The 25130-nt window shown below is 67.3% G+C and carries 25 protein-coding genes and 1 tRNA gene; 21 read left to right on the top strand and 5 right to left on the bottom strand.

The features are described from left to right. Positions 1-32: 32 nt before the first annotated feature. The 5 genes from GYB83_RS07925 to GYB83_RS07905 all read left to right on the top strand — a co-directional run bounded on the left by GYB83_RS07925 (position 33) and on the right by GYB83_RS07905 (position 5222). Positions 33-440: a hypothetical protein gene (locus GYB83_RS07925; RefSeq protein ID WP_161894974.1), complete on the top strand. Its 408-nt coding sequence runs from the start codon at positions 33-35 to the stop codon at positions 438-440. 107 nt (positions 441-547) lie between these two features. Further along, positions 548-2128, top strand: coding sequence for a hypothetical protein (locus tag GYB83_RS07920; RefSeq protein WP_161894973.1), 1581 nt, complete (start codon positions 548-550; stop codon positions 2126-2128). Between the two features lie 91 nt (positions 2129-2219). After that, positions 2220-3167 (top strand): acyl-ACP desaturase, encoded by a 948-nt coding sequence (locus tag GYB83_RS07915; protein WP_161894972.1) that lies wholly within the window; start codon positions 2220-2222, stop codon positions 3165-3167. Between the two features lie 122 nt (positions 3168-3289). Next, positions 3290-4729, top strand: coding sequence for a WS/DGAT/MGAT family O-acyltransferase (locus tag GYB83_RS07910; RefSeq protein ID WP_161894971.1), 1440 nt, complete (start codon positions 3290-3292; stop codon positions 4727-4729). 1 nt (position 4730) lies between these two features. After that, a complete protein-coding gene (locus GYB83_RS07905) occupies positions 4731-5222 on the top strand; it encodes a YfbM family protein (RefSeq protein ID WP_161894970.1) in 492 nt (163 codons plus the stop codon). 460 nt (positions 5223-5682) lie between these two features. On the opposite strand, the gene GYB83_RS07900 is transcribed toward GYB83_RS07905, so the two are convergent. After that, a complete protein-coding gene (locus GYB83_RS07900) occupies positions 5683-7707 on the bottom strand; it encodes an NAD(+) synthase (RefSeq protein ID WP_161894969.1) in 2025 nt (674 codons plus the stop codon). 67 nt (positions 7708-7774) lie between these two features. On the opposite strand from GYB83_RS07900, the gene GYB83_RS07895 reads away from it, so the two are divergent. Both GYB83_RS07895 and GYB83_RS07890 read left to right on the top strand, forming a co-directional pair. Then, complete coding sequence (locus tag GYB83_RS07895; RefSeq protein WP_161894968.1) at positions 7775-8317, top strand: copper resistance protein CopC; 543 nt, start codon at positions 7775-7777, stop codon at positions 8315-8317. Continuing rightward, complete coding sequence (locus tag GYB83_RS07890; protein WP_228461292.1) at positions 8314-9183, top strand: CopD family protein; 870 nt, start codon at positions 8314-8316, stop codon at positions 9181-9183. Before GYB83_RS07895 ends, GYB83_RS07890 begins: the two co-directional genes overlap by 4 nt. Positions 9184-9310: 127 nt before the next feature. Here GYB83_RS07890 and GYB83_RS07885 read toward each other — a convergent pair whose 3' ends face one another. Then, positions 9311-10213, bottom strand: a complete 903-nt coding sequence (locus GYB83_RS07885; protein WP_161894967.1) for an alpha/beta fold hydrolase — start codon at positions 10211-10213, stop codon at positions 9311-9313. A gap of 81 nt (positions 10214-10294) precedes the next feature. Between GYB83_RS07885 and GYB83_RS07880 the strand changes: the two genes are divergently transcribed. After that, on the top strand, positions 10295-11212 hold the full coding sequence (locus GYB83_RS07880; RefSeq protein ID WP_161894966.1) for an alpha/beta fold hydrolase: 918 nt from the start codon (positions 10295-10297) through the stop codon (positions 11210-11212). Here the strand turns inward: GYB83_RS07880 and GYB83_RS07875 are convergent. Next, entirely contained in the window at positions 11187-14249 is a 3063-nt protein-coding gene (locus GYB83_RS07875; protein WP_161894965.1) for an MMPL family transporter, read from the bottom strand. The genes GYB83_RS07880 and GYB83_RS07875 overlap by 26 nt on opposite strands. 223 nt (positions 14250-14472) lie before the next feature. Here GYB83_RS07875 and GYB83_RS07870 point away from each other — a divergent pair. After that, positions 14473-14545 (top strand) — tRNA-Lys (locus tag GYB83_RS07870). A 78-nt stretch (positions 14546-14623) separates the two neighbouring features. Here GYB83_RS07870 and GYB83_RS07865 read toward each other — a convergent pair. Next, positions 14624-15655, bottom strand: coding sequence for a tyrosine-type recombinase/integrase (locus GYB83_RS07865; protein WP_228461291.1), 1032 nt, complete (start codon positions 15653-15655; stop codon positions 14624-14626). Between the two features lie 115 nt (positions 15656-15770). Beyond that, positions 15771-16433: a helix-turn-helix domain-containing protein gene (locus GYB83_RS07860; RefSeq protein ID WP_161894964.1), complete on the bottom strand. Its 663-nt coding sequence runs from the start codon at positions 16431-16433 to the stop codon at positions 15771-15773. Positions 16434-16550: 117 nt separating this feature from the next. Here GYB83_RS07860 and GYB83_RS07855 point away from each other — a divergent pair, with 117 nt between their 5' ends. From GYB83_RS07855 to GYB83_RS07800, 12 genes are all read left to right on the top strand, one after another. Continuing rightward, positions 16551-16739 carry a helix-turn-helix domain-containing protein gene (locus GYB83_RS07855; RefSeq protein WP_161894963.1) on the top strand — a complete coding sequence of 63 codons (189 nt, stop codon included), beginning with the start codon at positions 16551-16553 and terminating at the stop codon, positions 16737-16739. Beyond that, positions 16739-17116 (top strand): hypothetical protein, encoded by a 378-nt coding sequence (locus tag GYB83_RS07850; protein WP_161894962.1) that lies wholly within the window; start codon positions 16739-16741, stop codon positions 17114-17116. Before GYB83_RS07855 ends, GYB83_RS07850 begins: the two co-directional genes overlap by 1 nt. Further along, a complete protein-coding gene (locus GYB83_RS07845) occupies positions 17113-17415 on the top strand; it encodes a hypothetical protein (protein ID WP_161894961.1) in 303 nt (100 codons plus the stop codon). Before GYB83_RS07850 ends, GYB83_RS07845 begins: the two co-directional genes overlap by 4 nt. Continuing rightward, positions 17412-18089, top strand: a complete 678-nt coding sequence (locus tag GYB83_RS07840) for a hypothetical protein (protein WP_161894960.1) — start codon at positions 17412-17414, stop codon at positions 18087-18089. The genes GYB83_RS07845 and GYB83_RS07840 overlap by 4 nt, the downstream gene beginning before the upstream one ends. 187 nt (positions 18090-18276) lie before the next feature. Continuing rightward, positions 18277-20109, top strand: coding sequence for an AAA family ATPase (locus GYB83_RS07835; RefSeq protein WP_161894959.1), 1833 nt, complete (start codon positions 18277-18279; stop codon positions 20107-20109). A gap of 100 nt (positions 20110-20209) precedes the next feature. Then, on the top strand, positions 20210-21508 hold the full coding sequence (locus GYB83_RS07830; protein ID WP_161894958.1) for an IS256 family transposase: 1299 nt from the start codon (positions 20210-20212) through the stop codon (positions 21506-21508). Between the two features lie 196 nt (positions 21509-21704). After that, positions 21705-21884, top strand: a complete 180-nt coding sequence (locus GYB83_RS07825) for a hypothetical protein (protein ID WP_161894957.1) — start codon at positions 21705-21707, stop codon at positions 21882-21884. A 2-nt stretch (positions 21885-21886) separates the two neighbouring features. Continuing rightward, positions 21887-22219, top strand: coding sequence for a WhiB family transcriptional regulator (locus GYB83_RS07820; protein ID WP_161894956.1), 333 nt, complete (start codon positions 21887-21889; stop codon positions 22217-22219). After that, positions 22216-22602 (top strand): hypothetical protein, encoded by a 387-nt coding sequence (locus GYB83_RS07815; RefSeq protein ID WP_161894955.1) that lies wholly within the window; start codon positions 22216-22218, stop codon positions 22600-22602. Before GYB83_RS07820 ends, GYB83_RS07815 begins: the two co-directional genes overlap by 4 nt. Then, positions 22595-23158 carry a hypothetical protein gene (locus GYB83_RS07810; RefSeq protein ID WP_161894954.1) on the top strand — a complete coding sequence of 188 codons (564 nt, stop codon included), beginning with the start codon at positions 22595-22597 and terminating at the stop codon, positions 23156-23158. The genes GYB83_RS07815 and GYB83_RS07810 overlap by 8 nt, the downstream gene beginning before the upstream one ends. Positions 23159-23257: 99 nt before the next feature. Next, positions 23258-24304 carry a phage major capsid protein gene (locus tag GYB83_RS07805; protein ID WP_228461290.1) on the top strand — a complete coding sequence of 349 codons (1047 nt, stop codon included), beginning with the start codon at positions 23258-23260 and terminating at the stop codon, positions 24302-24304. Positions 24305-24347: 43 nt separating this feature from the next. Beyond that, positions 24348-24737, top strand: coding sequence for an HNH endonuclease (locus GYB83_RS07800; RefSeq protein WP_161894953.1), 390 nt, complete (start codon positions 24348-24350; stop codon positions 24735-24737). Positions 24738-25130 lie beyond the last annotated feature (393 nt).

The raw sequence follows: 25130 nt of genomic DNA, 5'->3' as shown, positions 1-25130 counted from the left end.
GGACAGTACTGACCATCGGAGCAAGGGGAGCGATGCATTTCAAGAAGATCGCGGCCGCTGTCGCGGCAGTGGGAGCACTGACGTTCCTCGCGGCGTGCGGTGACGACTCGGGCGACACCGCCTCGACGAACCAGACGGTGTCGTCGACGGTGCCGGACGGCTTCCCGAAGGACATCCCGGTGGTCGGCACCCAGTTCAAGGCGTACGACTCCCCGGTCGAGGACGCGGTCGGCATGGAAGTGGTCGGGGCAACGGCCACATCGTTCCCGGACGCGGTCGACAAACTGCGGGCCGCGAAGTACGACGAGGTCGTCTCGCCGGGCAAGGACCCGAGCCAACAGAACGCGACCTTCTCCAACGAGAAGTACACGGTCGCGATAGTGAGCTCCCAGACGGGCGGAAAGTACCGCCTGACGTACAGCGTCATCATCCCGAACTGATCGGCGTCGACCGAACATCCGACACCGCACGACCGGAATGACGTTTCTAGGGTGAGGCATGAGAAGGTGACGATCGTAGGAGTCGTCGGAGTGGGGAGATCTGTCTCGTGCAAAAGAATCTTGTGATCGCGGGCGGTGCCGCGGCGGCCGTCGCGATCGTCCTCGGCGTGACGCTGTCGGGCGTGTTGGTGCGGTCGGTCGACGGGGCTCCGGTCGCCAACGAGGCGACGCGCGCACTGCAGGGCATCAACACCGCGTCATTGTCGCTCGCCGACGCTCCCGCCGCGACATACGACGGCACCGTCACGATGAAGCTCAACTCCAAGTCATTGACGCTCGACGTCACGAAGCTGACCGTGACCTCGGCGGGCGACGTCCACGGAACCGTCCGCGAGAACGGCGGCTCGGCTGAACTCCTGCAGATCGCGAACCGGACCCTCGTCAAAGGCGACGCCGAGTTCTGGCGCAAACAGGAGACGGTGAAGCAGCCTGCGGGCGTGTTCACCGAGTCGTCGCCGACCGGCAAATGGGTGTCGGTGAAGGAAGAGTTCCTCGGAGTCGACTTGCGTGCGGCCCTCCGACCATCTCGGCTTGGGCTCGCACTCGGACAGCAGGACGCGACTCTCGGCGACAGCGATGTGTCCGGCACCGACATCGGGCGCGGCTCCAAGACGCCCGATCGTCGCGTGAACCCCGGCACGGACCGCCCGGGCGTCGCCGAGATCGACGTGGAGGACGCCGACGGCGGAGTGCAGGGGACGCGCCGATTCCAGGCCGGTGCGATGGTCGTCGGCACCGACGACGACGGTGCCCTCACCGCGCTGCGCGGCCCGATCGGCAAGGGCTTCGGCGGCGACCTCGCGCAGGTCGACGCCGACCTGCGCGTCACCCGCCTCGACGCCGCGGGCGCACACGACTTCTACTCGACGGCTAAGACCGCGGTCTCGGCGGGCAACATCGGCTCGGCCACCATGATCATCCCGAACCCGACGGGCGGCCTCGACTGCAGCGGAATGTCGTGCACCATCGATTACGGCCTCGCCAACACCGGCTCGGGCCTCGACTCCGGCACCGTCACCATCGCGGTCGCCACCGACTTCAAGTCCGGCGGCCGCGCGGCGGGCCAATGCTCCGGAACGTCGACGATGCCGATCAACGGCCGAGGGAACGCCAGATGCACTATCGCCTCCATCCCGTACGGTGACATCAACTCGTCGACCAAGTTCAACCTGACGGTGAGCGGCGCCATCGATCCGGTCGCCATCGATACGGCGGTGACCAAGGGGAACTCCGTCGCCGACAGCGCCAAGGGGTGGACGATGACGTCGCCGAAGGCCGCCGAGACGTCCCGCATGTTCAACAGGCAGGTCGCCCTCGCGCCGTCCGGTTACGCGTTCACTGTCGGCGGCTTCGGCTTCGACGGCCGCGAGACCGACGGGACGCTGCTGATCGTCAACGGGCCGGGTTACGAGGCGCACGTCCTCCCGACGAACGCCTTCGACCCCGCCTGGCCCGGCACCGAGCAGATCCTGTCGCAGGCGCGCGACGCGCATGCGGCCGCAGGCACAGCCCCGGTCCGGATGGTGTTCGCCGAACTCCGCGCCGCCGACGCCGCCCGTGCGCTCCTCGCCGCCGACAACGTCCTAGGCGTCGAAGTGGTGTTCGTCCAGGCGTACAGCCGCACCTGAACTTCGCGAAACGCGAGCGCAGGAGTTGCGGCGGCCACGGACGTCCCATAGTGTGCGGCGTGTCACATGGCCGTGTACGGAAGGTGTTCCAGTGTCTGATCTGACCCAACTCCAGCTGCTCAAAGAGCTCGAGCCCGCAGCCGAGAAGGAGCTGAACCGGCACCTGTCGCTGGCCCGCGACTGGCATCCGCACGACTACATTCCGTGGGAAGAGGGCCGCAACTTCGCGAAGATGGGCGGCGTCGACTGGGAGCCCGAACAGTCTCAGCTCAGCGAGGTCGCCAAGGCCGCGATGACGCTGAACCTCCTCACCGAGGACAACCTGCCGTCGTACCACCGTGAGATCACCGACTACTTCTCGCCGGACGGCGCGTGGGGCACGTGGGTGGGACGCTGGACGGCCGAGGAGAACCGGCACGGCATCGTCATGCGCGACTACCTCGTCGTCACCCGAGGCGTCGATCCCGTCGCGCTCGAGAACGACCGCATGACCAACATGACCAAGGGCGCCCACTCGGACGAGATCAACGGGATGCTCCGCGGCGTCGCCTACGTGACCGTCCAGGAACTCGGCACTCGCGTGAGCCACCGCAACACCGGCAAGGCGTGCAACGACCCGGTCGCCGACAAGATGCTGCAGCGCATCGCGGCCGACGAGAACCTGCACATGATCTTCTACCGCAACATCTGTGCCGCGGCCCTCGATCTCGCGCCCGACCAGGCGATGGACGCGATCACTCACGTCATCACCAACTTCGACATGCCGGGCATCGGCATGCCGAACTTCCGCAAGATGAGCCTCATCATGGCCAAGCACGGGATCTACGACATCCGGCAGCACCTCGACGACGTGGTCTGGCCCGTCATGCGCAAGTGGAACATCTTCGAGCGCAACGACTTCGGGCCCCGAGGCGAGGAGGCGCGCGAGAAGCTCGCGGCGTTCCTCGAGAAGACCGAGGTCGACGCGAAACGTTTCGAAGAACAGCGTGAGCGCTTCCTCGCCCGCGACGCCGCGCGTCGGGAGAAGGCCGCAGTCTGAGAAGAGTGGCGAACGTCGCCACAGTTCGATGGCATCGTGACGTCCTCGCGGCGCTAGTGTTGGACTGAGCGTGAATAGAACATGTTCACGCTGGTTGGTCGAATGCGACGATAGGGGTCTACATGCAGCGGTTGAGCGGTCTCGACGCGTCCTTCCTGTACCTGGAGACTCCGTCTCAGGTGATGAACGTGGCTGCGATCATGCAGCTCGACCCGTCCACCGTCGTCGGCGGCTACACGTTCGAGAAGATGCGCAACGAGATGGCGCGCCGGGTGACGGCGATGCCGTCGCTGCGCCGCAAGCTCGCCGACTCGCTGACCAACGTCGACCATCCCGTGTGGATCGAGGACGACGACTTCCGCATCGAACGCCACGTGCACCGCATCGCCGTGCCGTCGCCGGGCCGGGTGGCCGAGCTCGCGCAGATGTGCGGGCACCTCATCGGCCAGGTCCTCGACCGCAAGAAGCCGCTGTGGGACCTGTGGATCCTCGAAGGCATGGAGGACGGCAAGATCGCCGTCATGCTCCGCATGCACCACGCGGGCGTCGACGGCGCCACCGTCGCCGACATCCTCGGTGAGCTCGCCACCCGCACCCCGGAACCGCCGGAACTCGACCTGGACAAGATCGCCCTCACCGCGGGCCCGGCGTCGCGCCGCGACATGGCCGTCGGCGGCGCCGTCAACTACTTCCTGCAGCGACCCGTCGCCGCGCTGAAGCTGATCCCCAAGACGGTGCCCGTGCCGTTCGAATGGTTCCGCCGCGTCCGGTCGGGCGAGGGCATGCCAGCGCCGTTCCTCGCGCCGCGGACCAGGTTCAACGCCCCGCTGTCGCCGCGTCGGTCGATCGCCCTCACCCAGCTTCCGCTCGACGACGTCAAGAAGGTCAAGGATCACTTCGGCGTCAAGATGAACGACGTCGTCCTCGCGATGGCGGGCGGCGCACTCCGGTCGTACCTCGAGCTGCACGACGAACTGCCGTCCGACCCGCTAGTCGGCATGGTGCCCGTGTCGGTGCGCGGTGCCGAGGAGAAGGACCTCGTCGAAACCGGGACGAACAAGGTCACCGGCATGTTCACGCGTCTGCCCAGCGACGTGGAGGACCCGCTGGAACGTCTCCGTGAAGCCGGCGTCTACGCGACCATCGCGAAAGAGCACCTGAAGGACATCGACGCCAACATCCTTCGCGGATTCGCCGAGTTCGCGCCCGGCGGTTCGATGGCGGTCCTCATGCGCATGTACGCCGACCGCCGCCTGTCCGGCCTGCATCCGCCGGTGTTCAACGCGATCGTCTCCAACGTCGCAGGTCCCGCATTCGACATGTACCTGCTCGGCGGCCGCGTCGAATCCGTGTACCCGCTGGCGCCGATCTTCCACGGCCTCGGTCTCAACATGACGGTGTTCTCGTCTGCGGGAAAGCTGAACGTCGGACTGCTGACCTGCAGCGACCTCGCCCCCGACATCTCCCAGATGACACAGGCGTTCCACGACCAACTCGACATCCTGCTCGCCGCCGTCGAACGCGGCGAGCAGCTGACGGCACCCGAACCCGCGGAGAGCTGACATGGGACTGCTCGCCGTCTACCTCGGCGTCGCGCCGGACGCCGACGAGCGTCTCGGCGATCTCGACCCCGACGAGGTGGTCGAGTTCGTCGAAGGGCTCCTGGAGGCGGGAGCCTCGTCCGTCGACATCGACAAGGCGTGGGACGGCCTGCACTTCCTGCTCACGGGGACGTCGGCGTCCACCCCGATCGAAGACGCCGCGCTCAGCGAGGCGATCGTCGGAGTCTACGAGTTCGAGAGCGACGACTTCCTCGGCCTCACCCCGGTGGCCGACCTGCCGCGCGTCATCGGTGCGCTGGAGGCCGTCGACGTCGAGCAACTGCTGGCCTCGGTCGACTTCTCCGAGTTCGTGGCCGCCGAGTTGTACCCGAACATCTGGTCGGACGACCGGGCGGTGCTGGCCGACATGCTGCGTTCGGCGTTCGCCGACGTCCTCGCGGTCCACCGACTCTGCCTCGCCGACGGCCTCGACCTCCTGGTCTCGATCTACTGACGGCGCCCTGTCTCTGCTCGTCGCGCCTCCCGCGTAAGGTTCCCCGATTTCTCGCTTTCGGGGTGCTTTTCCGCGGTTCTGTGTCAGATAGGGGAACGTTACGCGCGTCGCGTGTCGATCACCGCTTGATGAGCGGCCGATGAGGCCGCGCGGCGGGAAGCGGGCCCGTGTCGACGAGGCGATCGTGGCCGCCGAGTTGTAGCCGAACACCTGGTCGGACGACCGGGCGGTGCTGGCCGACACGCTGCGTTCGGCGTTCGCCGACGTCCTCGCGGTCCACCGACTCTGCCTCGCCGACGGCCTCGACCTCCTGGTCTCGATCTACTGATCGCTCGGCCTGGGGTTTCGACTCGACGCCTCGCCTAGCGGCTCGGTGTCGGCTCAACCACCGGTGGTTTAGGAACGGTGATTGAGCCGGGCCGGAGCGTTAGCGGAGGACCGTGTCGAAATCCGGTGAGGGTCAGCGGTCGGAGTGGAGCTCTCGGAGCCAGGCGGTGGAGGGGGCGTCGGAGGGGGAACGCCAGTCGCCGCGCGGGGAGAGGGAGCCGCCGGAGCCGATCTTCGGCCCGTTGGGCATCGCGGTGCGTTTGAACTGGTTCGACATGAAGCGCTTCAGGAACACCTCGAGCCACTTGTCGATGGTCTCCGCGGGGTACTCGTTGCGCTGATCGTCGGTCATCATGTCCGACCACGGGCCGCGAGACTTGTCGCTCCACGCCTGACGGGCGAGGTATGCGACCTTCGACGGCCGGTACCCGAAGCGGGTCAGGTAGTAGAGGAAGAAGTCGTGCAGCTCGTATGGGCCGACGGTGTCTTCGGTCGACTGGATCTTGCCGTCGGCGTCGGCCGGCACGAGTTCGGGGGAGATGACGTCGTCGACGATCTCGCGAAGTGCGCCGATCGTCGCCTCGGAGTACTCGGACGTGGCGATCTTCCATCGGATCAGGTGTCGCACGAGCGTCTTCGGAACAGATCCGTTGACGTTGTAGTGCGACATCTGGTCGCCGACGCCGTACGTGCACCAGCCGAGAGCCAGCTCCGACAGGTCGCCCGTGCCGAGGACGATGCCGCCGAGGTAGTTGGCGAGCCGGAACAGGTGCGACGTCCGCTCGCCGGCCTGCACGTTCTCGAACGTGACGTCGTAGACGGGCTCGCCGTCGGCGAACGGGTGGCCGAGGTCGGCCAGCATCTGCGTGCACGACGGCCGGATGTCGAGCTCGTTGCCAGTCACGCCGAGCGAGTCCATCAACACGTGGCTGCGGGCGAGTGTCGCGTCACCGGTCGCGAAACCGGGCATCGTGTACGCGTGGATGTCGGTGCGCGGCAGGCCGAGAAGGTCGAACGCCTGCACGGCGACGAGCAGGGCGAGCGTCGAGTCGAGGCCGCCGGACACGCCGATGACGATCTTTCCGATCCCCGTCGCTCGCAGGCGGCCGACGAGGCCCTGCACCTGGATGTCGAGCACCTCGCGGCATCGTTGATCGCGGTCGGCCGCGCCCGTCGGGACGAACGGGAACCGCAGGACGGTCCGCTGCAGATCGGGGACGTCGTAGTCGGCGTCGAGCTCGAACGGGATGCGGCGGATCGCGCGGGCCCGATCGGCGAAGTCGCCGACCTGGTCGCGCATGCTGATCAGTCGTGAACGCTCCTGTCGAATGCGGTCGAGGTCGATGTCGGCGACCACCAGCTGCGGGTCCATCGCGAACGTCTCCGACCGTGCGAGGAGCGTGCCGTTCTCGGCGATCAGGGCGTCGCCGTCCCACGCGAGGTCGGTGGTCGACTCGCCGAATCCCGACGCGACGTACAGGTGCGCGGCCACATTGCGTGCCGAGTGCGACGTCGCGAGCGACCGCCGGTACTCCTCCTTGCCGACCGTCACCGGGCTGCCCGAGAGGTTGACCAGCAACGACGCACCCGCGAGCGCTGCCCACGTCGACGGCGGGATCGGCACCCAGCCGTCCTCGCACACCTCGACATGGAAGCGGAATCCGGGGACGTCGACAGCCTCGAACACGAGATCGGGACCGAACGGCACCTCGTACTCACCGAGCGTGATCGAGTCGACGACGGCGTCGCGGGCCGCCGCGAAGTACCGCTGCTCGTAGAACTCGCGGTAGTTCGGCAGGTACGACTTCGGCGCCACACCCAGGATCTCGCCGTCGTGGACGACGACGGCGCAGTTGTACAGACCGTCGTCGATCCGCAGCGGAGCGCCGACGAGCACCACCGTCGACACGCGGCGAGTCGCGTCGACGACGGTCATCAGCGCATCCATCACGTCGTCGAGCAGGGCGTCCTGTTGGACGAGGTCGTCGACGCTGTACCCGCACAGCCCGAGTTCGGGGAACGCGACGAGCGCCGCGCCCTCGTGGTGCGCGCGATTGATCAGTTCGACGGTGCGGGCCGCGTTCTCCGACGGGTCGGCGAGTGCGACGGGCGGGACAGCGGCTGCGATACGGGCGAATCCGTGTGAGTAGACCGACACGCCTTTCAGGTTAGTGCCCGTGGGACGATGGGTTCATTCCATCCATCGCCGAGTCAGAGGTGTGTTCATGTTCGGTTTCCTCAAGCGGTCGGCAGTGGTCGCCGCAGTGGTGGCGTTCGCGGCGTTGGCCGCGGGGCTCGTCGCCGGTCCGGCCGCGGCCCATTCGGCGCTGACCGGGGCGTCCCCGGAGAAGGGCGCGTCGATCGAGACGGCGCCCGACAAGGTGACGTTGACGTTCAACGAAGACCTGCAGCCCGCGTTCGCGACGATCAAGGTCGTCGGGCCCGACAACCACTTCTGGCAGACGAGCGAACCGGTCATCGACGGTCGGACGGCGTCGGTGTCGCTGTCGGGCCTCGGGCCGGTCGGCACGTACCAGGTCAACTATCGAGTGACGTCGGCCGATGGACATCCCGTGTCGGGACAGACCACGTTCACCCTCACCAAGGCGGGAACCGGCACGCCCGGTGAAGCCGTGCCCGCCGACTACCAGGCCCCGGAGGAGAGCGGACACGGATTCCCGGTCTGGGGAGTCGTGCTGATCATCGCCGCAGCGGTGCTCCTGATCGGCGGTGTCGTCGCGTTCACGTTGATCAAGCGTCGCCGTTGACCCTGCGCGTCGCGGTGGGCGGCGCGTCCGTCGTCGCGCTGCTGATCGGGGTGATGCTGGCCCGACTGCTGGCGTCGCCCGAACTGTCCGTGTGGGCGGACGCGATCGCCCTCGGCTCGGTGAGCCTCCTGTTCGGGCTCGGCCTCCTGGGGCTCGTCGACGCCGAACCCTCGCCCGCCGCGGTGGCCGTCGTCGCCTCGGTGTGGGGCGCGTCGTCGGCGATCTCGGCGTGGCTGCAGGTGGCCGAACGCGCGGGCGCCGACCCGTTCGCGGTCGGGATCGGTGACGTCGCGGACGGCGTCGAGAGCGGTCTCCCGGTCGTGATCAGCGTGGTCGGAGCGCTCGGCGTGATCGCCTGGGCGTGGTGGACGCCGAGCGACGCGTACGTCGTCGGGGCAGTCGCCGCCGTCGGCGTGCTCGTGACGTCGGTGACCGGGCACGCCGGAACGTCGCTGTGGATTCCGCTCGTCGTCGGCGTCCACGCACTCGCCGCGGCCTGGTGGGTGGGAACGCTCGGCGCACTGGTCGTCACCGTTCGGGGACGGGGCGGCTGGGCCCGGTCGCTCCCGGCGTTCTCGCGGTCGGCGTTGCCCGTCGTGGCGACACTCACCGTGACCGGGCTGGCCGCGGCCGTCGGCCGCATCGGGTTCGACTGGTGGACAACCGGATACGGCCGCGTCGTGATCGCCAAACTCGTGCTGTTGATCGTCGTCGCCGGGATCGCCGTCTGGCATCGACGCGCCTGGCTCGCCAAGGCCCGCCGTCACAGACTGGACGAGTCGACGTCCATCCGCAACGCCGGGATCGAGATCGTCCTGCTCACCGTCGTGCTCGGCCTCGCCGCCGGTCTCTCGGTGACCGGCTGAGGGGTCTAGACCCTTCGACTCACTCCGTTCGCTCACGGAACGGGACTCACTCCGTTCGCTCACGGAACGGGTCGGCGAGGTGTCCCTTCCGCCCGGTGAGCGAGCGGAGCGAGTCGAAGCGTCGTCGTCAGTCCCAGGCCGCGAGGAGGGTGTCGAGGATCTCGATGGCGTGGTCGAGGCCGGAGAGATGACTCTGGCCGGGCATCGAGTGGAGTTCCGCGTCGGGCAGGAGTGCCACCATGTGGGCCCCGTGCTCGTACGGGATGATGTTGTCCGCGTCGCCGTGCCACCAGTGGACCTTCGCCTGGACGTCGGAGATCCGGAATCCCCAGTCGCGGACGAACAGTTTCAGATCGGCGAACGGAGCCTCCATACGACGGCTGCCGCCGTGCAGGAGGTCGTCGAGGAACATCGCTCGGAACTCGGGGCGGGACAGCAGTTCTCGGTCGGCTTCGGGGGAGAGGCGGCCGTAGAGGCTGATCGCCGGGTCGGCGATCGGGCGCGCGAAGCCGAGGGCGAGACTCAGCGCCTTGCCGATCGGGCGTCCGGCGACGTTGAGGAGCGGCACCGCGTGCTTCGCGAGGTCGACGGCTCCGCCCGATACGGCGTCTGGCCCGTTGACGGGGGCGACGCCGCCGATGACGGCGGTCGACACGATCCGGTCGGACAGCACGTGGGAGACGGCGAGTGTGTACGGTCCGCCGCCGGACAAGCCGATGATGGAGAACTTGTCGACGCCCAGCGTGTTGAGGACGGTCTGGAAGTCCGCGGCGAAGTCGACGATCGCGTCGTACGAATGCGCGGTCGACGATCCGACGCCGGGGCGGTCGAGGCCGATCAGTCGGAAGCCGCGCGTCTCCGCGTATTCGCGTGCCTCGGAAGGGATCTGACGTCGGGCGCCGGGCGTGCCGTGGAGCCAGACGATCGTCGGTCCGTCGGGGTTGCCGAACTCGGAGAAGCCGATGCGGCGCGTGCGGGTGTCGCCGACGGCGATCGAGCCTTCGAGCTTGGGGCGATCGATGGGAATCACGACGCGGAGTATGTCAGACATCCGGCCGAATTGATACAGATTCACAGTTTCGTCCAAGGTGCCCCGAGTACGTTCGCAACCATGATCGAGACACCTGGTGGGTCAGTCCGTCGCCGAGTCGCCGTCGCGTGGGCGACGGTTCGACGCGGCGCCGGGCACGCGCTCGCGCCGCACCCCGTCGTCGACCTTCCGACTGGTCGACGCATCGAGCTCCCCGGTCGGGGCTCCACATTCGTGACCGAGTCCGGTCCCCAGGGGGCTCCCGTCGTCGTCCTGCTCCACTCGGTGAGTACGACAGGGCTGCTCTGCTGGTATCCGGTGGTGCCGAAGCTGGCACAGAACTATCGCGTCGTGACCATCGATCACCGTTGGCACGGGCGCGGCATCCGGTCGGCCGACTTCACCCTCGACGACTGTGCCGACGACGTCGTCGCGGTCGCCGATCACCTGGGCATCGACACGTTCACGGCGGCCGGCTTCTCGATGGGCGGCGGCATCGCACAGCTGACGTGGAAGCGTCATCCGGGCCGCGTCACCGGACTCGTCCTGTGTTCCACCGGCCCCTACTTCTCGAGCATCGACCCGAAGCGACTCGCCGCCGAACAGCGCATCGGCCGGGTCCTCAAGCCCGTCGACAAGATTCTTCCGACCCCGTCGGACGCCCGGCTCGACAACTGGGAGGGACACCCGCTGATGTGGGCGCTGTCGCACGTCGTGTCGACGCCGCTCGGTCACCAGGGAGAGTTCTCGCTCGCCATGAGCCGCTTCGACTCTCGTCCCTGGCTCGGCGACGTCGACGTCCCGACGGCGGTCGTCGTCTCCACCCGCGACAAGATCGTGCAGCCCGAACGTCAGCAGCTCCTCGTCGACGGCATTCCCGATGCGCGCCGCTTCGACGTCGACGGCGGTCACGCGTGCTGCGTCCTCGGAGCCGATCTCTTCATCCCGCCGTTCCTCGACGCTGTCGACGCCGTCAGTCGCGCCCGCGCGACGAACTGACCGACGGCCACCACATCGTGTCGCCGAGGACGACCATCGTCGCGGGGACCAGCACCGATCGCACGATGAGGATGTCGAGCAGCAGGCCGAGGCCGACGGTGAACCCGATCTGCACCAGGTTGAGCGTCGTCCCGCTCATGAGCGCGAACATCGTCAGGGCGAACACGACACCCGCGGTGGTGATGACGCCGCCGGTGCTGCCGAACCCGCGGATCATGCCCTGCCGCATTCCGCGGCCCGTCGACTCCTCGCGGATGCGTGACGCGAAGAGCATGCTGTAGTCGGCGCCGACGGCGATCAGCGCCATGAACGAGATCGGCGCCACCGACCAGTCGAGCGGGATGCCGATGACGTGTTGCCAGACGAGCGTCGACACCCCGAGGACTGCGGCGAACGAGAGGACGACCGTCGCGACCAGGATCAGCGGTGCGACGATGCTGCGCAGGAGGACCGCCAGAACGATCGTCACGGCGAGGATCGCCACGAGACCGAATACGAGCATGTCGCGGGTCAGCTGGTCGTCCATGTCGGCCGAGAGCGAGGCCAGGCCGGTGCTCGTGACCTCCGCGTTCGACAGTCCGGTGCCTGCCAGTGCGGCCGCCGCGGTGGGCGCGATGTCTCGACTGCGCTCGAGGGCCTGCGGGCCGTACGGGTTGACGGACCAGGTGACGACCATCCGTGCGGTGTGGCCGTTCGGCGAGATCAGCAGTTTGGCGCCTTCGACGAAACGCGGACTGGTGAGCGCCTCGGCCGGGAGGTAGAAGCCTCGTCCCGGACCGTCGGACGTCGCGGCGCTCATATCGGTGAGATAGCCGGTGGCGGTCCGCAAGCCCGCGTGAAGCTTGTCGGTCAGCGAGGTGAGTCGGGCGGTGCCCGCGTTCACCTGGTGCAGCCCGTCGGCGAGTTGCGCCATGCCGGAGGAGAGCTCGCCGACGCCGGACCGCAGTCGAGCGAGGTCGGAGCGGGCCTGGTCGGGTGTGCGTCCGTCGAGCCGTCCGAGGAGGGCCTGGAGTCGGCTCAGAAGGTCCTTCAACGCGGTGACGGATCGGCCTGCGCGGGCCGACGCCTCCGCCGAGATCCCCGCCGCCCGCCGGAGTGCCGTCAGGGTGGTGCGCGCCCGACCGTCGGTGGCGGCGTCGAACCTGTCGAAGGCCACGCGCGCCGCCGCGCAGCGCGGGTCCGCCGAGCACGACGCGGGACTGCGGGACTGGATCAATGGGCCGAAGAGTTCGTCGAACCGGTCGAGGCCGGGCTGCGCGGCCGCGGCGGTGCGTCGCAGGTCGGCGAGGAGCGGGCCGATGCCGTCGAGTCCCGTGCGCAGTTCGGCGGCGGCTCCGCGCAGATCGGTGCGCGAGTCCGTCGCGGCGGCGACGAACCGCTCCGCGGAGTCGAGAGCGTCGAGAACGCCGGTCGCCATGCTGATCACCTGGTCGGTGCCGTCGACGAGGTCGGGCATCCGGGCGTTGGCGGAGTCGGCCCCGTCCGTGAGCTGCTGCACCCCGGACGCCAGACGCCGCAGGTCGGGCCGGGCGTCACCGAGCTGTTCGGTCGCGTCTGACAACTGTGTGCCGACCCGGCCGGGCACGTACCCCGCCGCGGACTCGGTGAGGGGCCGCCCGTCCGGGCGGGTTATCGATCGGACGGAGTCGACGTCGTCGAGGCGTGCGACGGCGTCGGCCGCCAGTTCGAGTGCCGCCAGGTCCGATGTGTTCCGCAGGTCGTGGTCGGCGCGCACGATCAGGTACTCGGGGGCGATCGCGTTGTTGCCGAAGTGCTTGTAGACCTCGTCGTATCCGCGCGTCGAGTCGTTGGCGTAGACGAACATCGACGACTCGTCCCAATTGCGTTGATGGGTGACGAGGATCGCCGAACACGAGACCAGGAGGATCAGTGACGCGGCCGCGTACACGCCGGCGCGCCGGATGATGCGCGCGCCGCGCCGCCGCCAGCGCTGTTCCGATGTCGCACGCGGTTCGGCGAGTCCACGACGTCCGGCGAGGGACAGGAGTGCGGACGGCAGCGTCAGGGCGAGGAGCAGTCCGACGATCACCGCGATCGCCGTCGGCGGCCCGGCCGTGCTGAACATGCCGATCTCGGTGAAGATCATCGATCCGCACGCCACCGCGATGGTCAGGGCCGACGCGACCAGGATCGGACCGGTCCGCCCGCTCGCGGAGGCGACGGCGTCCCCGACCGGCAGGCCGCGGCGTCGTCCCTCGTGATACGCCGACAGGGTGAAGATCGCGTAGTCGGTGACGGCTCCGAGGACGAGGGCCGTCATGATCGCGATGGTGAAGTTCGAGACCGACAGCAGGTCGTGGCCGCCGAGGAACGAGATGATCGGGCGCGTGACGCCCAGACCGAGACCGAGGGTGATCAGCGGGACCGCGGCCGTCGCGAATCGTCGGTAGACGGCGAAGAGGATCAGCGTGATCAGCACGATGGAGACACCCGTGATGATCAGCAATGACACGTCGATCGCGGAGAACAGATCGGCGAGAGCCGCGGTCGGTCCGGTGTAGTCGACCTGCAGGCTCGACGGCGGTTCGGCGTCGTCGATCGCCTGCCGGATGCCTTGCGCCGCATGGTGGGCGCGTGTGGAGCCGACCGAGCCCTCCGCGGCGACGAACAGGGTGATCGCCTTGCCGTCGGGACTCGCGGCGGCCTCCCGGGTGATCGGGTGCCCCGCGAAGTCGAGCAGATAGGCGACGTCGTCACTGTGCAGCAGTCGTTCGACAAGGCGGCCGTAGTACCGATCGTCGGCGTCGGAGAATCCTTGTTCGTCGACCATGACGATGCTGCTGACCGCGTTCGACTCCGGCGATCCGAAGTCGCGAGCCATCTGTTCGAGATGCCGGTTGGACGGCAGTGATCGAGGCAGGAAGTCGGCGGATGTGCTCGACACGGTGGTCTCGAGCTGGGGAATCGACAGATTCAGGACCGCGGCGAGCAGCACCCAGAATCCGACGACGAGCCACGCGCGACGATGGGTGAACGCGCCGAGGCGGGTGAACGTGCGGCTGGGGCCGTGTGCCATGTGCGGTCCTTTGCTCCGGATATTGCTGTGACCATAAGTCACAGCAGAATGATCGGTCTACCGCGAGCGCGTCACGTCGATGATCGAATGTGTCGCGCGTCTCTTCATGGGCCGCTCGCCGGGCGGAGTCGGGGGCGCCGACGGCGAATCCTCGCCGGACGCGCCCATCGCAAGGCTCCGGCAGGTAGGACGGCTCGCGCCCTGTAAGGTGGACTCGCTGCACGCCCCTATAGCTCAGTTGGTAGAGCTACGGACTTTTAATCCGCAGGTCGTAGGTTCGAGCCCTACTGGGGGCACTGGGATAGATACAGGTCAGGGCCGTTTCTCCACTGTCGGAGGAACGGCCCTGACCCGTATCGGGGAGACTCGGTGCCTCAGTTTGCCTCAACTCGCTCGAACGCCTGTCCTGCTGCCTTCAGTGCGTCGTCCTGCGAATGCGCGTACGTCGCCATCGTGAACGCGGCCGAGGCGTGTCCGAGCCATGCCGAGATCACCGCGATCGGCACGCCGCGGAGGTGCATGAGCGTCCCGCATGTGTGACGTGCGTCATGTAGCCGGACCTCGTCGATGCTCAGCCGCTTCAGCATCCGGTGCCAGCCGTCGGAGATCTGCGACGGGCTGTACTCGCGCCCCGACTCGTCGCACGCGACATAGTCGCCGCCCTGGTAGGCGTTGCCGAGCTTGAGGCGTTCACGCCGCTGTGCGGCGCGTGCGGCCTTCAGGACGTCGATCACGTCTACGGGGAGCGGTAGCGTCCGCGCCGACGTCGTCGACTTCGGTGTGTCGATGACGATCTCCCCGTCCTCGCCGTCGACCCTCGTCTCGACGATCGTCACGGTCCCGGCCTTCAGATCGACGTGCTCCCACTTCAGGCCCGCGATCTCGCCGCGCCTCATCCCGAACAGGGCCAGGTGCCACAGATGCCGCTTCCGACAGCCGTGGTCCAGGACCGCGTACATCTCCGTCTCGGTGAGCGTCCGATACCGCTTCGGGTTGGCCGGGATCTTGTCGACGAGCTTGGCGACGTTGCGGACAACGTGGCCTTGAGCCTGTTCGGAGTCGAGGACTTGGGACAGGAGGCCGAGCATCTGGTTCACGGTCCGCGGCGTGAACGCGCGCCGCCCGTCGACCTCTCCCGCCCTCAACGCGACGACGAGGTCGTCGACGTCTCGTTTGGTCAGTCGCTGAATCAGGATGGTCCCGAGCTCGTCGCGGACGGGCTGAAGGGACGACTTGTAGCCGCGGCGTGTCGTCGTCTTCAGCCCGTGCTTCGACGCCAGCCAGTCGGCGCACGCCTGCTCGACTGTCCGCTTGCTCGAATGGACGTAGGTGCCGGCGGCGGAGGCGCCGAGCGTTCGGGCATGGAAGTCGCGTGCTTCCCGTTCGGTCTTGAACGAGCGGTTCACTTGGTGCCGTTTGCCGTCTGTGCCTGTCGGGTTGAGTTTGACCCTCCAGCGGTCCTCTGGCGCGCCCGTGCTTGGGTTGGCGACTTCGACCTTGGTGATCCCTGTCGGGAGGTGCCTACGCGCCATCAGGCACCCGGGGTCCGTCAAGTTCGTGCAGTCGCGAATCGACGTTGTGAAGGGCTTGCCGAATCGCCTTCGCGGGCTCCGTGTCGAACGTTTCGCTATCCGCATCGCTGAAAGCCACCATCGTCGCGCTGAGTACCCGCATGAGTCGACCCCGTTCGCGTAGCAGTGCGAGCTTGGCGAGCGCGTCACGGTCGGTTGGCAAGTTGAGTCTGTCGGCGACGTCGGCCGCGTCGAACATGTTCGGACCGTCTGCCGAGACTTCGATCAACCCGTCCACGTCGTCTAGGTCGAGGTCGCGCTGCAGTCGCGCTTCGCCAGTGAACCAGCGAAGCGCGTCCCAACTCGTTGTAGGCCAGTTGGGGAGTGCTTCCACGACGCCGTCGGGGATCTCGGGATACAGCAACGAGATCGGAGGTACGCCGAGCGCCGCGGCGATCACGATCAACTCGCCGACGTCGAGACTCCGCTTTCGCCCATTCTCCAGATCTGAGATCACGGTTCGTGAGATCGGGTGACCGAGGGTCGCGGTCTGATCGGAAAGCCAAGCGGCAGAACGCTTTCCGCGTGCCCGCCTCACGCTTGCTGCAACCCGCTCGACAGTGGACTCGGCCCACGTTCGAGGCGGATTCTTCCACTGGCTGGACGTCGTCATACTCACGCAGATTACGCGGATGCTTGCGCAATGACCACGCATGGACTAAGACTTGTAGCGACAACGCAAAACCCCAAACGATATGCGTGGTCGCTACTCGAAAGGCTTTCCATGTCCATGTTGATCCCCCTCACCGGCGCTACCTCGGCCGTCTCGAAGATCGGCGTCTCCCGCGCCACGATCTACGGGCTGATCTCGACCGGCCAACTGAAGACCGTCAAGGTCGGGCGCCGCCGCTTCACCACCGACGAGTTCATCGACGAGTTCATCGCGAACCTGCCCGTCGACGGACCGGATGCCGCCTGATGGGCCGTCACGACGTCGCGTACCGCGACCCGACCGGCAACCAGGCTGTCAGCCGCGTCATGCGCGAACACGAGGCCCACGCCGATCTCGGTCTCGGGTACCCGCCCGACGACGACACCGAGGACCTCGTCGGAGTCGCCGAGGTTCCCCGGTTTCAGACCGGAGAAGTTCCCGATTTCAAATCGGCAAGGGTTGCGTTTGAAGCGCAACCCTTGGCCGCGTTTGAAACGCGAGCAAGGTTCCGATCTGAGATCGAAACCCACCCTTCCGCGTCTGAAACGCAGAAGGCGAACAGCAAGAAGCCCCCGGTGTCATCCGACCAAGAACTCACCGAGGGCGTCCAGACCGACCACCAGCAGGAAGAAGATCTGCCGTGACCGTACCCGCCCGCACTGTCGAGCACCAGCCGGGCCGTCGTGCCCTGACCGTCGAGCGCGCCGCCGAGGACGTCTCCGAGTTTGAGCGCATCGTCCCGCATTCGGACGTCGACACCGCCTGCACCCGCATGCGGATGCACCCGCGGACGTTGATCCGCCGGTACCGGCTCCTCGGCCGCGCCGTGTACCCCGGACTCTGGTACGCCGAACACCAGCGACGTCGGATCGCCGCCGACGTCGCCACCATCACCCCGGCCACCGTCGACGAGCTGCTGGACTTCGCCGAGGTGATCCGATGAGCAGCAAGCGCACCTTGTTCGCCTGCACCTGGTGTGGTGCCGAACAGATCATGTTGGACCTCGACCCGCGGGCCGTCGCCGACGCGACGGAGGCGTGGCACGCCGAACACGACGAGCACAACCCGCACCACGACAAGCCCCGCTGCTGCGACGATTGCGGCATGGTGTCGCCGGTGCAGGCTGTCGACCATCGGACCGTGATCGGCCTGACGACGTTCGACCAGCAGGCGCACCTGGATTGGCTCGACGACCACGACTGCACCGCCCACCAGTCCGAGCAGCTGAAGGCGTGGCTGGCACGCGTCGACCAGACGGCCCACTACGTCGTCCGCCACGACGAGGACGCGTCGACACTCCTCGACGCCGCTCCACGGCCGTCATGGGCCGACAGTGGCCTTGACGAAATCTCGTCGACAGGGTCCGGCGGGTACTGGTCGGAGTCGCTGCGCATTCCCGTTTCGACTGTGGTCGCCTCGGTCGACGACGAGACGATCCGGTACGCGACGGTCGACGTCCGCGCGGGACTCGTCGACTGCCGCCCGACTGTGGCTCTCGGCCACACGATGCGCGTCAACGGTGCCGTCCGCACGGCCGGGATTCACGTCATGCCCGACGTCGCGCGGAGGGCCGCTGACGCGCTCCATGCGGCCGCGGATCTCGCCGAGTCCGCCTAACCCGCTCTGTCGGTGCTGAGCGGTAGTCTCTGTTCTTAGCAAGGTTCCCTGCCCTTTGGTTGCCCAGGCGGCAGCGGGGTAGGGAACCGAGCGGAGTGGTCCAGGAGGCTCCCGCTCAGCACCGACCGACCCCGACCACCGGGGCAGGTCCGCTGAGTCGGATGCTGCCCCGAGAAACGACCTCCTGATGACACCCACGAACGCCTACCAGCGTCTCGTAGACGCACTCCACAAACATGGTTGCCGCGTCGACGAGAAGTCGGGCGGGCGGGCCGCCGCACAGGCACCTGGGCACAGCGACACCGACCGATCCGTGTCGATCCTGCACCTACCTGGCCGCGTCCTCATCAACTCCCACTCTGACCCGACCAGCGACGTCCTCGACGCGCTCGGCCTCACGCTCGCGGACCTGTACGACAACCGGTCCGGCGTCAACTACCGCTACGGCGGAGGCCGAATCGTTCACCGGGATCCGTTCAAGAAGTTCCGCCAGTCCGGCGACACCAAGGACACCAGCCTGTTCCACGCCGAAGGGTTGCCGGCCGAAACGACGTTGCCGGTGTACTTCGTCGAGGGCGAGAACGACGTCCTCGCGGTCGAGACGACCGGCTATCCCGCTGTCTGTGCGGCGCAGGGGGCGGGGAAGGCTCACTTGGCTGATCTGGAACCGCTCCGTGGGCGTCCGGTGATCGTCGTGGCCGATAAGGATGGGCCCGGCCGCCGACACGCGCAGCAGGTCGTCGAGCTGCTCGCAGGTGTCGCTGAGTCGACGGTGATCGTGGAGGCCAAGACCGGCAAGGACGCGGCCGACCACATCCTCGCCGGGCATGATCTCTCCGAACTCGTCGTCGTCGCCGAACAGGCCACCGGCCCGTCGTTGGTGTCTGTCCGGCTCTCCGACGTCGAACCGGAGCGGATCACGTGGTTGTGGCCGGGGCGTATGCCTGCCGGGAAGCTCGTCACGTTGGACGGTGACCCGTCGCTCGGTAAGTCGACGCTCGCGCTCACCTTCGCCGCGACGATCACCAACTGCGGCACATGGCCCGACAACACCACGTGTACGACGTCCGGCGACGTGATTCTCCTGTCTGGCGAAGATGGTCTTGCCGACACTGTCAGGCCGCGTCTGGACGCTGCTGGTGCCGACGTGACGCGTGTCCACGCGGTGCAGGGCATCGCGTTGGAGGATGGGACGCTCGTTCCGCCGACGCTCGGCGACGTCCGCCAGCTCGAGCAGTTGATCCGGCAGACGGCCGCGCGGCTGTTGATCGTCGACGTCCTGATGGCGTACCTGCCGGGCAAGGTTGACTCTCACAAGGACCAGGACATTCGGCGAGTTCTGTCGGCGCTCGCGACGATGGCGGATGAGACCGGCTGCACGGTGTTGCTACTGCGTCACTTGAACAAGGCCAAGGGTGGTGACCCGTTGTACCGCGGTGGCGGGTCGATCGGCATCGTCGGTGCCGCGCGCGCCGGAATGCTGGTTGCTGCTGACCCTGACGACGAGACCGGCAAGGTCCGCGTCCTGGCGTCGACGAAGTCGAACCTCGGCCCCGCCCCGGAGTCGTTGCGGTACCAGCTGGTGTCAGCGGAGGGGACCGACGTCGCACGGGTGGACTGGCTCGGTGTCGACGGCCGGGATGCTCGCGAGCTGCTATCCGAGCCCACGTTCGACGACGGGGACGATAGGTCGAGCATCATCAGGATCGTCACCACCTACCTGACGGAATGTGGAGGCTCGGCACCGGCTGCCGACGTGTTGAAGCACACCCGCTCGGCTGGCCTGACTGACAACGCGGTCAAGAAGGCCCGCTCGAAACGAGGCTCAGGAATCCGGACAGAAAAGTCGGGTTTCGGCAAGGGGGCGTCGTGGTTCTGGTCCATAGATTCCCCCATAGGTTCCGAAGATTCCAGGGATTCAGAGACGGGAACCAATGGAATCAATGTGGAATCTATGGAGTGCCGAGCGTGTGGTCTGCCGCTCACTGGTCCGGACGGGCGTGTCAGATGGTCTGTGTAAGCGGTGAGGTTCAACCCTGAAGGGAACCGCTGTAGTGACTATCAATGATGATGTGAGCGTGGATGATTCGCGTGCAGATCGACGACAGAAGCAGACCGAGATGGCCAGTGAGTTGGTGGCATCGGGTGCGTTGGATGAGGTGTTCGCTCGTATCGATGCCGGCGAGCCGGTCGGCGGGCAGGACGGACTACTGAGCTCGCTCCTCAAAGCCACCCTCGAACGCGGCATGAACGCGGAGCTGACCGAGCATCTCGGGTACGAGGCCGGAGACCCCGAAGCAGCATCGTTTCCGAACTCGCGCAACGGATTCAGCGCGAAGACGGTCGCTTCCGAGGTCGGCGATGTGGATCTGGCCATCCCGCGCGATCGGGACGGGACGTTCACCCCGATGCTCGTGCGCAAGGGCCAACGCCGCCTCGATGGTCTGGACGCGATGATCGTCTCGCTATACGCGGGCGGGATGACGGTCCGCGATATCGCCCACCACCTTGCGTCGACGATCGGCACCGAACTCTCGCACGAGACGATCTCGAAGGTGACCGAGGAAGTCGCCGACGAGGTCGCGACCTGGCAACACCGTGATCTCGACGCTCTGTATCCGGTGATGTACCTCGACGCGATCGTGGTCAAGATCCGCGATGGCGCACACGTGCGGAACAAGGCCGCCCACCTCGCCGTCGGCGTGGACATGGACGGGGTCAAACACGTTCTCGGGATTTGGATCCAACAGAGCGAAGGCGCGAAGTTCTGGGCGTCGGTGTGCGCGGAACTGCGTAACCGCGGCGTACAGGACGTGTTGATCGTGTGCTGCGACGGGCTGACCGGGTTCGCTGAAGCCGTCGAGGCCACGTGGCCGCACGCAACAGTCCAAACGTGCGTGGTGCATCTGATCCGGGCCTCGATGCGGTTCGTCTCCTACAGCGACCGTAAAGCCGTGGTGCGCTTGCTCAAGCCGATTTATCAAGCGCCGACCGAGCACGCTGCCGCGGACGCGTTAGACGCGTTCGCGGACTCGGATATGGGCCGAAAGTACGTGTCGGCGGTTAAAACGTTCCGCGATGCGTGGGAACGGTTCATTCCGTTTCTGGCGTTTCCACCGGAGTTGCGGCGGGTCATCTACACCACGAACAGTATTGAGTCACTGAACTATCAACTGCGCAAGGTCACGAAGAACCGGGGGCATTTCCCGAACGACGCGGCCGCGATGAAGCTGTTATGGCTGGCCATCGGCAACATCGAGGACAAACGAGCTCGCGAGCGCATCAAGGAACAAGGACTTCCCTCGCACAAACGCAAAGCCGCGGGGCGGCTCGTGGAAGGCGCGGTCACCACGAACTGGAAACGAGCGCTCGAGCAACTCTCACTGACCTACCCCGAACGTATCGACCATCACCTCTAAACCGAACACCTGACCGACTTACACAGAAATCTTGACAGGCTCGTCCGGACGACCAGCGCGCCGGTGTCCACCTCGACATGCCGACGTGCCGCCAACCCCAACTCGCTGACCCCGTCTGCACTGTGTGCGGGCTCCCGGTCACATCCGGTCAAGGCGACCGCCATCTCTCATGCAACGAACCCCAGGAGGACGCAGCGTGAACATCATCATCGATAACCATTCCCACGCCCGAGACGCCCACGGCCGGACCGTCGAAGCATGGGACCGCGACACCGGCCGGGCACTCGTCGTCGACAACGCGACAGCGTCGCTCGTCCCCGCGGTGCCGCCGCTGGGCTACGGACTGACCACCATGCCGCTCGCCGGGGAGTGCTGACCGTGGCGCGCCCACCGTCGGTTCGCCTCGTCGACCCGCCCTGGATCGAGTTTGCTAAGCGTGTGCTCGCCGGTACCCCGAACCTGTCCGGCGCAGCGTGCATCGGCCGTCACGGGCTGTTCGACGAGCAGGCCCACGAAGATGGTGAGACCGCCGAGACGGCGGCCCGCCGACACCAGGAGGCGGCCGAACTGTGTCGCCGCTGCCCGGTCCTCGGCGCGTGCCGTACCGCCTGGGTCGACACCCCAGGTGTCCGGCACCGGCCGAGCGGTGTCATCGGCGGCCGCACCCCGGCCACGACAACCCGCGGCCGACCCCGCATGGAGGCATCGTGATGGAACTCGACGAGAACGCGCCGATCGGCGGCGCGGGACTCGACCACTGGCGGCCCACGCCGGACCAGCTGTCGCTCGTCGCCGGACTGACAGCCCGATACCTCGACGACGACCCCGCGGCGACCATCATGTTCATCCGCGCGTTCACCCGCTTCGGGCCCCACCGGCGCGACGGAGTCGACGACGGCCTCGTCCAGCTCGCTCTCGCGTTCATGCAGACGATCGACGAGACCCTGGCCGCAGGCGACCGTGACCGCCTCATCGCCCGTCTGCAATCGTCCGCGGTCCGCTACCGCGAACTCGACCTCGACGACGTCTCGATGCGCGTCGACGGACAACCCCAGATCGACCACACTCTTGAACAGGAGAAGCACCATGACTGACCTCGCCCCCATCGACGACCCGGCAGATCCGCCGGTACTCGGTGACGCCAACGAAAACGCCGACGGCACCATCGACACTCACCGGGTTCGTGAACGCAACGCCGAACGCCCGGCGTCGGTCGCCGACGTCCGACGACTCAAGCGGGAGAACCAAGCCCTTCGGGCCCGAGCCAAGACGGCCGAGCAGCAGGCCGCCGACCTCGCCGCCCGCTACGACGCCGCGCAACGCGCCGACGTCATCCGCCTAGCTGGCGAGCACCTCGACGACGCCGAGGACCTCTTCCGGTTCCACGACCCCGAAGCCGGAGCCTTGATGGACGCTCTTCGCGCCGACGACGGCACCATCGACGCTGACCTGGTCGCCGAGCACGCCGCCCGCATCGTCGAGGCCCGCCCCAAGCTCGGTGTCGACTACCAGCCCGAGCCGACACGGCCGCCGACCGACAGGCCCGTCGAATCGCTTCGGCCCGGCGCGAGCCCCGCCGACGCCCCAGCCACGGGCGCATCGTGGCAGCAGGTCATCAGCAACCCCCAGCGGTTCGGAGACCCGACCTAACCGGCCCGGCCGAGTACACTCGGACCTGCACGCACTGGTTTGGGCAGCGGGTAGTTAGAAGCGTCCCCGGCACCCCCCACAAGTCCCTCCTGACTCGGGGTGCCGGGGACGACCCGCATCACGAGTCAGGAGTGCCACAGCCTGAACGCGGCCCGGCCCGGAGTCGCCGCGCAACGGCCCGCAACTTCGCCCCCGGCGGGCGGCCACGCTGACGAATCCCCAGGCGGAACACCAGCGCGCACAACCCATCACTTCACGCGGCACACCCGCGACAGTCTCGCGCCGCCGCCACACCGTAAGGAGCCCATCGTGGCAACCACCGCAACGCACAATCAGATCCTCTCCGACGCCACCGTCGGCCAGCTCGTAATCAAGCCGCTCATGGAACAGTCGATCGCCGGACAAGCTCTGAGCCCCCTGTCGATCGCCACCCACGAGATCCGGTTCCCCGTCGTCTCCGACGACCCCACAGCCGGATGGGTCGCCGAAGGCGCAGAGTTCGCCCAGTCGACCAACACCCTCGACGAAGTCGTCTGCACGCCCCGCAAGCTCGGCGGCCTCACCGTCTTCACCTCCGAGCTGGCCGCCGACTCCAGCCCCGCAGCACAGCAGGTCATCGGCGACGGCCTCGTCCGCGACCTGTCCCGCAAGATCGACGCCGCACTCTGCACCGACCAGACCGGCGCCGGTGCCCCGGCAGGACTGGCGACCCTCGCCGGTGTCTCCACCCTCGCCGTCGCCACCGCAGGCTTCGAGGACATCGACCCGTTCAACGCCGCCGACTACCTGTCCGCAGCCGCCAACGGATCGATCACCGCGTGGATCGCCAACCCGACCGTCGCCGCCCAGCTCACCGACATCAAGGAGACGTCGACGTCGACGCGGCCACTGCTGCAGCCCGACCCGACGAACCCGGCCGTCCGCCAGATCCTCGGCCGCCCGCTCCTCGTCTCCACCCAGGTGCCCGCGAAGACGGTGTGGGGTATCGACTCGCGGTACGCGCACCTGGTGATCCGTGAACAGGCCAGCCTCGAATCGGACGCCTCAACGTTCTTCACCAGCGACCGCATCGCACTGCGCGCCAAGATCCGCGTCGGCTTCGCGTTCACCAACCCGGCCGCACTGGTCAAGATCACCACCGCCTAACACCCGAGCACCACCCCGGGACGGCCCGACCTGCATAGGCAAGATGCCCACGCAGGTCGGGCCGTCCCGCATTCTCAGAACGGAGCGACCATTGCCCTGGTCGAACGGACCCAGCAGAACCAGCACACCCGAATGGCGCAAGATCCGACGCGCCTGCATCACCCGAGACGGCAACACCTGCGCAGAATGCGGCGCCGACGGCCGCCAAGTCCGCCTCGACTGCGACCACATCATCCCCGTAGCCGAAGGCGGCACCGACACACTCGACAACGCCCGGATGCTCTGCACCACCTGCCACGCCGCCAAGACCCGGCGCGAGACCGAACGCGGCCGCGCACGCCGCAACGCCAAACGCTACCGAGCCAAGGAACCGCACCCCATGGACGCCATCCTCGCGCAGCAGCAAGCCAACCAGCAGTGCGAACAGCACTGACCAGGCCGGGGGTGGGGATGGTCTCTCGATCCACCCTAAACCGGGCACGCTACGCATAGCGGCACAGATCCTGCATGCGGCTTTCTCTGTGTTTTGCCCCCGCTCACGGGCCCTGGAACCCGTACACGGCCAGAGGTGCAATGCGTAGCGTGACCGGTTCGAGGCGGGTCGAGAGGGTACCCCCAGGGGGTCTCAGTGCCTCATCGGTGCCTCAACTCGGTACGACGGGTACATATGTGGGTGGACGTCGTTGGACTGTTTGCGCTGGTGGCTGTACTTGCATGTACCGGTGTGGACTACCCAAAACGTGCGTTCATCTTCTTTTAATCCGCAGGTCGTAGGTTCGAGCCCTACTGGGGGCACGGCACGAGGCCGGGCCGAGGAGTACATCCC

The sequence above is a fragment of the Gordonia spumicola genome (assembly GCF_009932475.1).
In the GTDB taxonomy this organism is placed as follows: Bacteria; Actinomycetota; Actinomycetes; order Mycobacteriales; family Mycobacteriaceae; genus Gordonia; species Gordonia spumicola.
The sequence above is the reverse complement of the archived record's forward strand: the minus strand, read 5'-3'. Positions and strand labels throughout refer to the sequence as shown.

What these genes read in the sequence shown, in the direction of transcription:
- GYB83_RS07905 (WP_161894970.1), top strand. Translation starts at nt 4,731, where the DNA reads ATGGGACTGCTCGCCGTCTACCTCGGCGTCGCGCCGGACGCCGACGAG.
- GYB83_RS07855 (WP_161894963.1), top strand. Translation starts at nt 16,551, where the DNA reads ATGTTGATCCCCCTCACCGGCGCTACCTCGGCCGTCTCGAAGATCGGC.
- GYB83_RS07860 (WP_161894964.1), bottom strand. Translation starts at nt 16,433, where the DNA reads ATGACGACGTCCAGCCAGTGGAAGAATCCGCCTCGAACGTGGGCCGAG.
- GYB83_RS07925 (WP_161894974.1), top strand. Translation starts at nt 33, where the DNA reads ATGCATTTCAAGAAGATCGCGGCCGCTGTCGCGGCAGTGGGAGCACTG.
- GYB83_RS07800 (WP_161894953.1), top strand. Translation starts at nt 24,348, where the DNA reads ATGCCCACGCAGGTCGGGCCGTCCCGCATTCTCAGAACGGAGCGACCA.
- GYB83_RS07850 (WP_161894962.1), top strand. Translation starts at nt 16,739, where the DNA reads ATGGGCCGTCACGACGTCGCGTACCGCGACCCGACCGGCAACCAGGCT.
- GYB83_RS07880 (WP_161894966.1), top strand. Translation starts at nt 10,295, where the DNA reads ATGATCGAGACACCTGGTGGGTCAGTCCGTCGCCGAGTCGCCGTCGCG.
- GYB83_RS07895 (WP_161894968.1), top strand. Translation starts at nt 7,775, where the DNA reads ATGTTCGGTTTCCTCAAGCGGTCGGCAGTGGTCGCCGCAGTGGTGGCG.
- GYB83_RS07840 (WP_161894960.1), top strand. Translation starts at nt 17,412, where the DNA reads ATGAGCAGCAAGCGCACCTTGTTCGCCTGCACCTGGTGTGGTGCCGAA.
- GYB83_RS07910 (WP_161894971.1), top strand. Translation starts at nt 3,290, where the DNA reads ATGCAGCGGTTGAGCGGTCTCGACGCGTCCTTCCTGTACCTGGAGACT.
- GYB83_RS07830 (WP_161894958.1), top strand. Translation starts at nt 20,210, where the DNA reads ATGGCCAGTGAGTTGGTGGCATCGGGTGCGTTGGATGAGGTGTTCGCT.
- GYB83_RS07875 (WP_161894965.1), bottom strand. Translation starts at nt 14,249, where the DNA reads ATGGCACACGGCCCCAGCCGCACGTTCACCCGCCTCGGCGCGTTCACC.
- GYB83_RS07810 (WP_161894954.1), top strand. Translation starts at nt 22,595, where the DNA reads ATGACTGACCTCGCCCCCATCGACGACCCGGCAGATCCGCCGGTACTC.
- GYB83_RS07835 (WP_161894959.1), top strand. Translation starts at nt 18,277, where the DNA reads ATGACACCCACGAACGCCTACCAGCGTCTCGTAGACGCACTCCACAAA.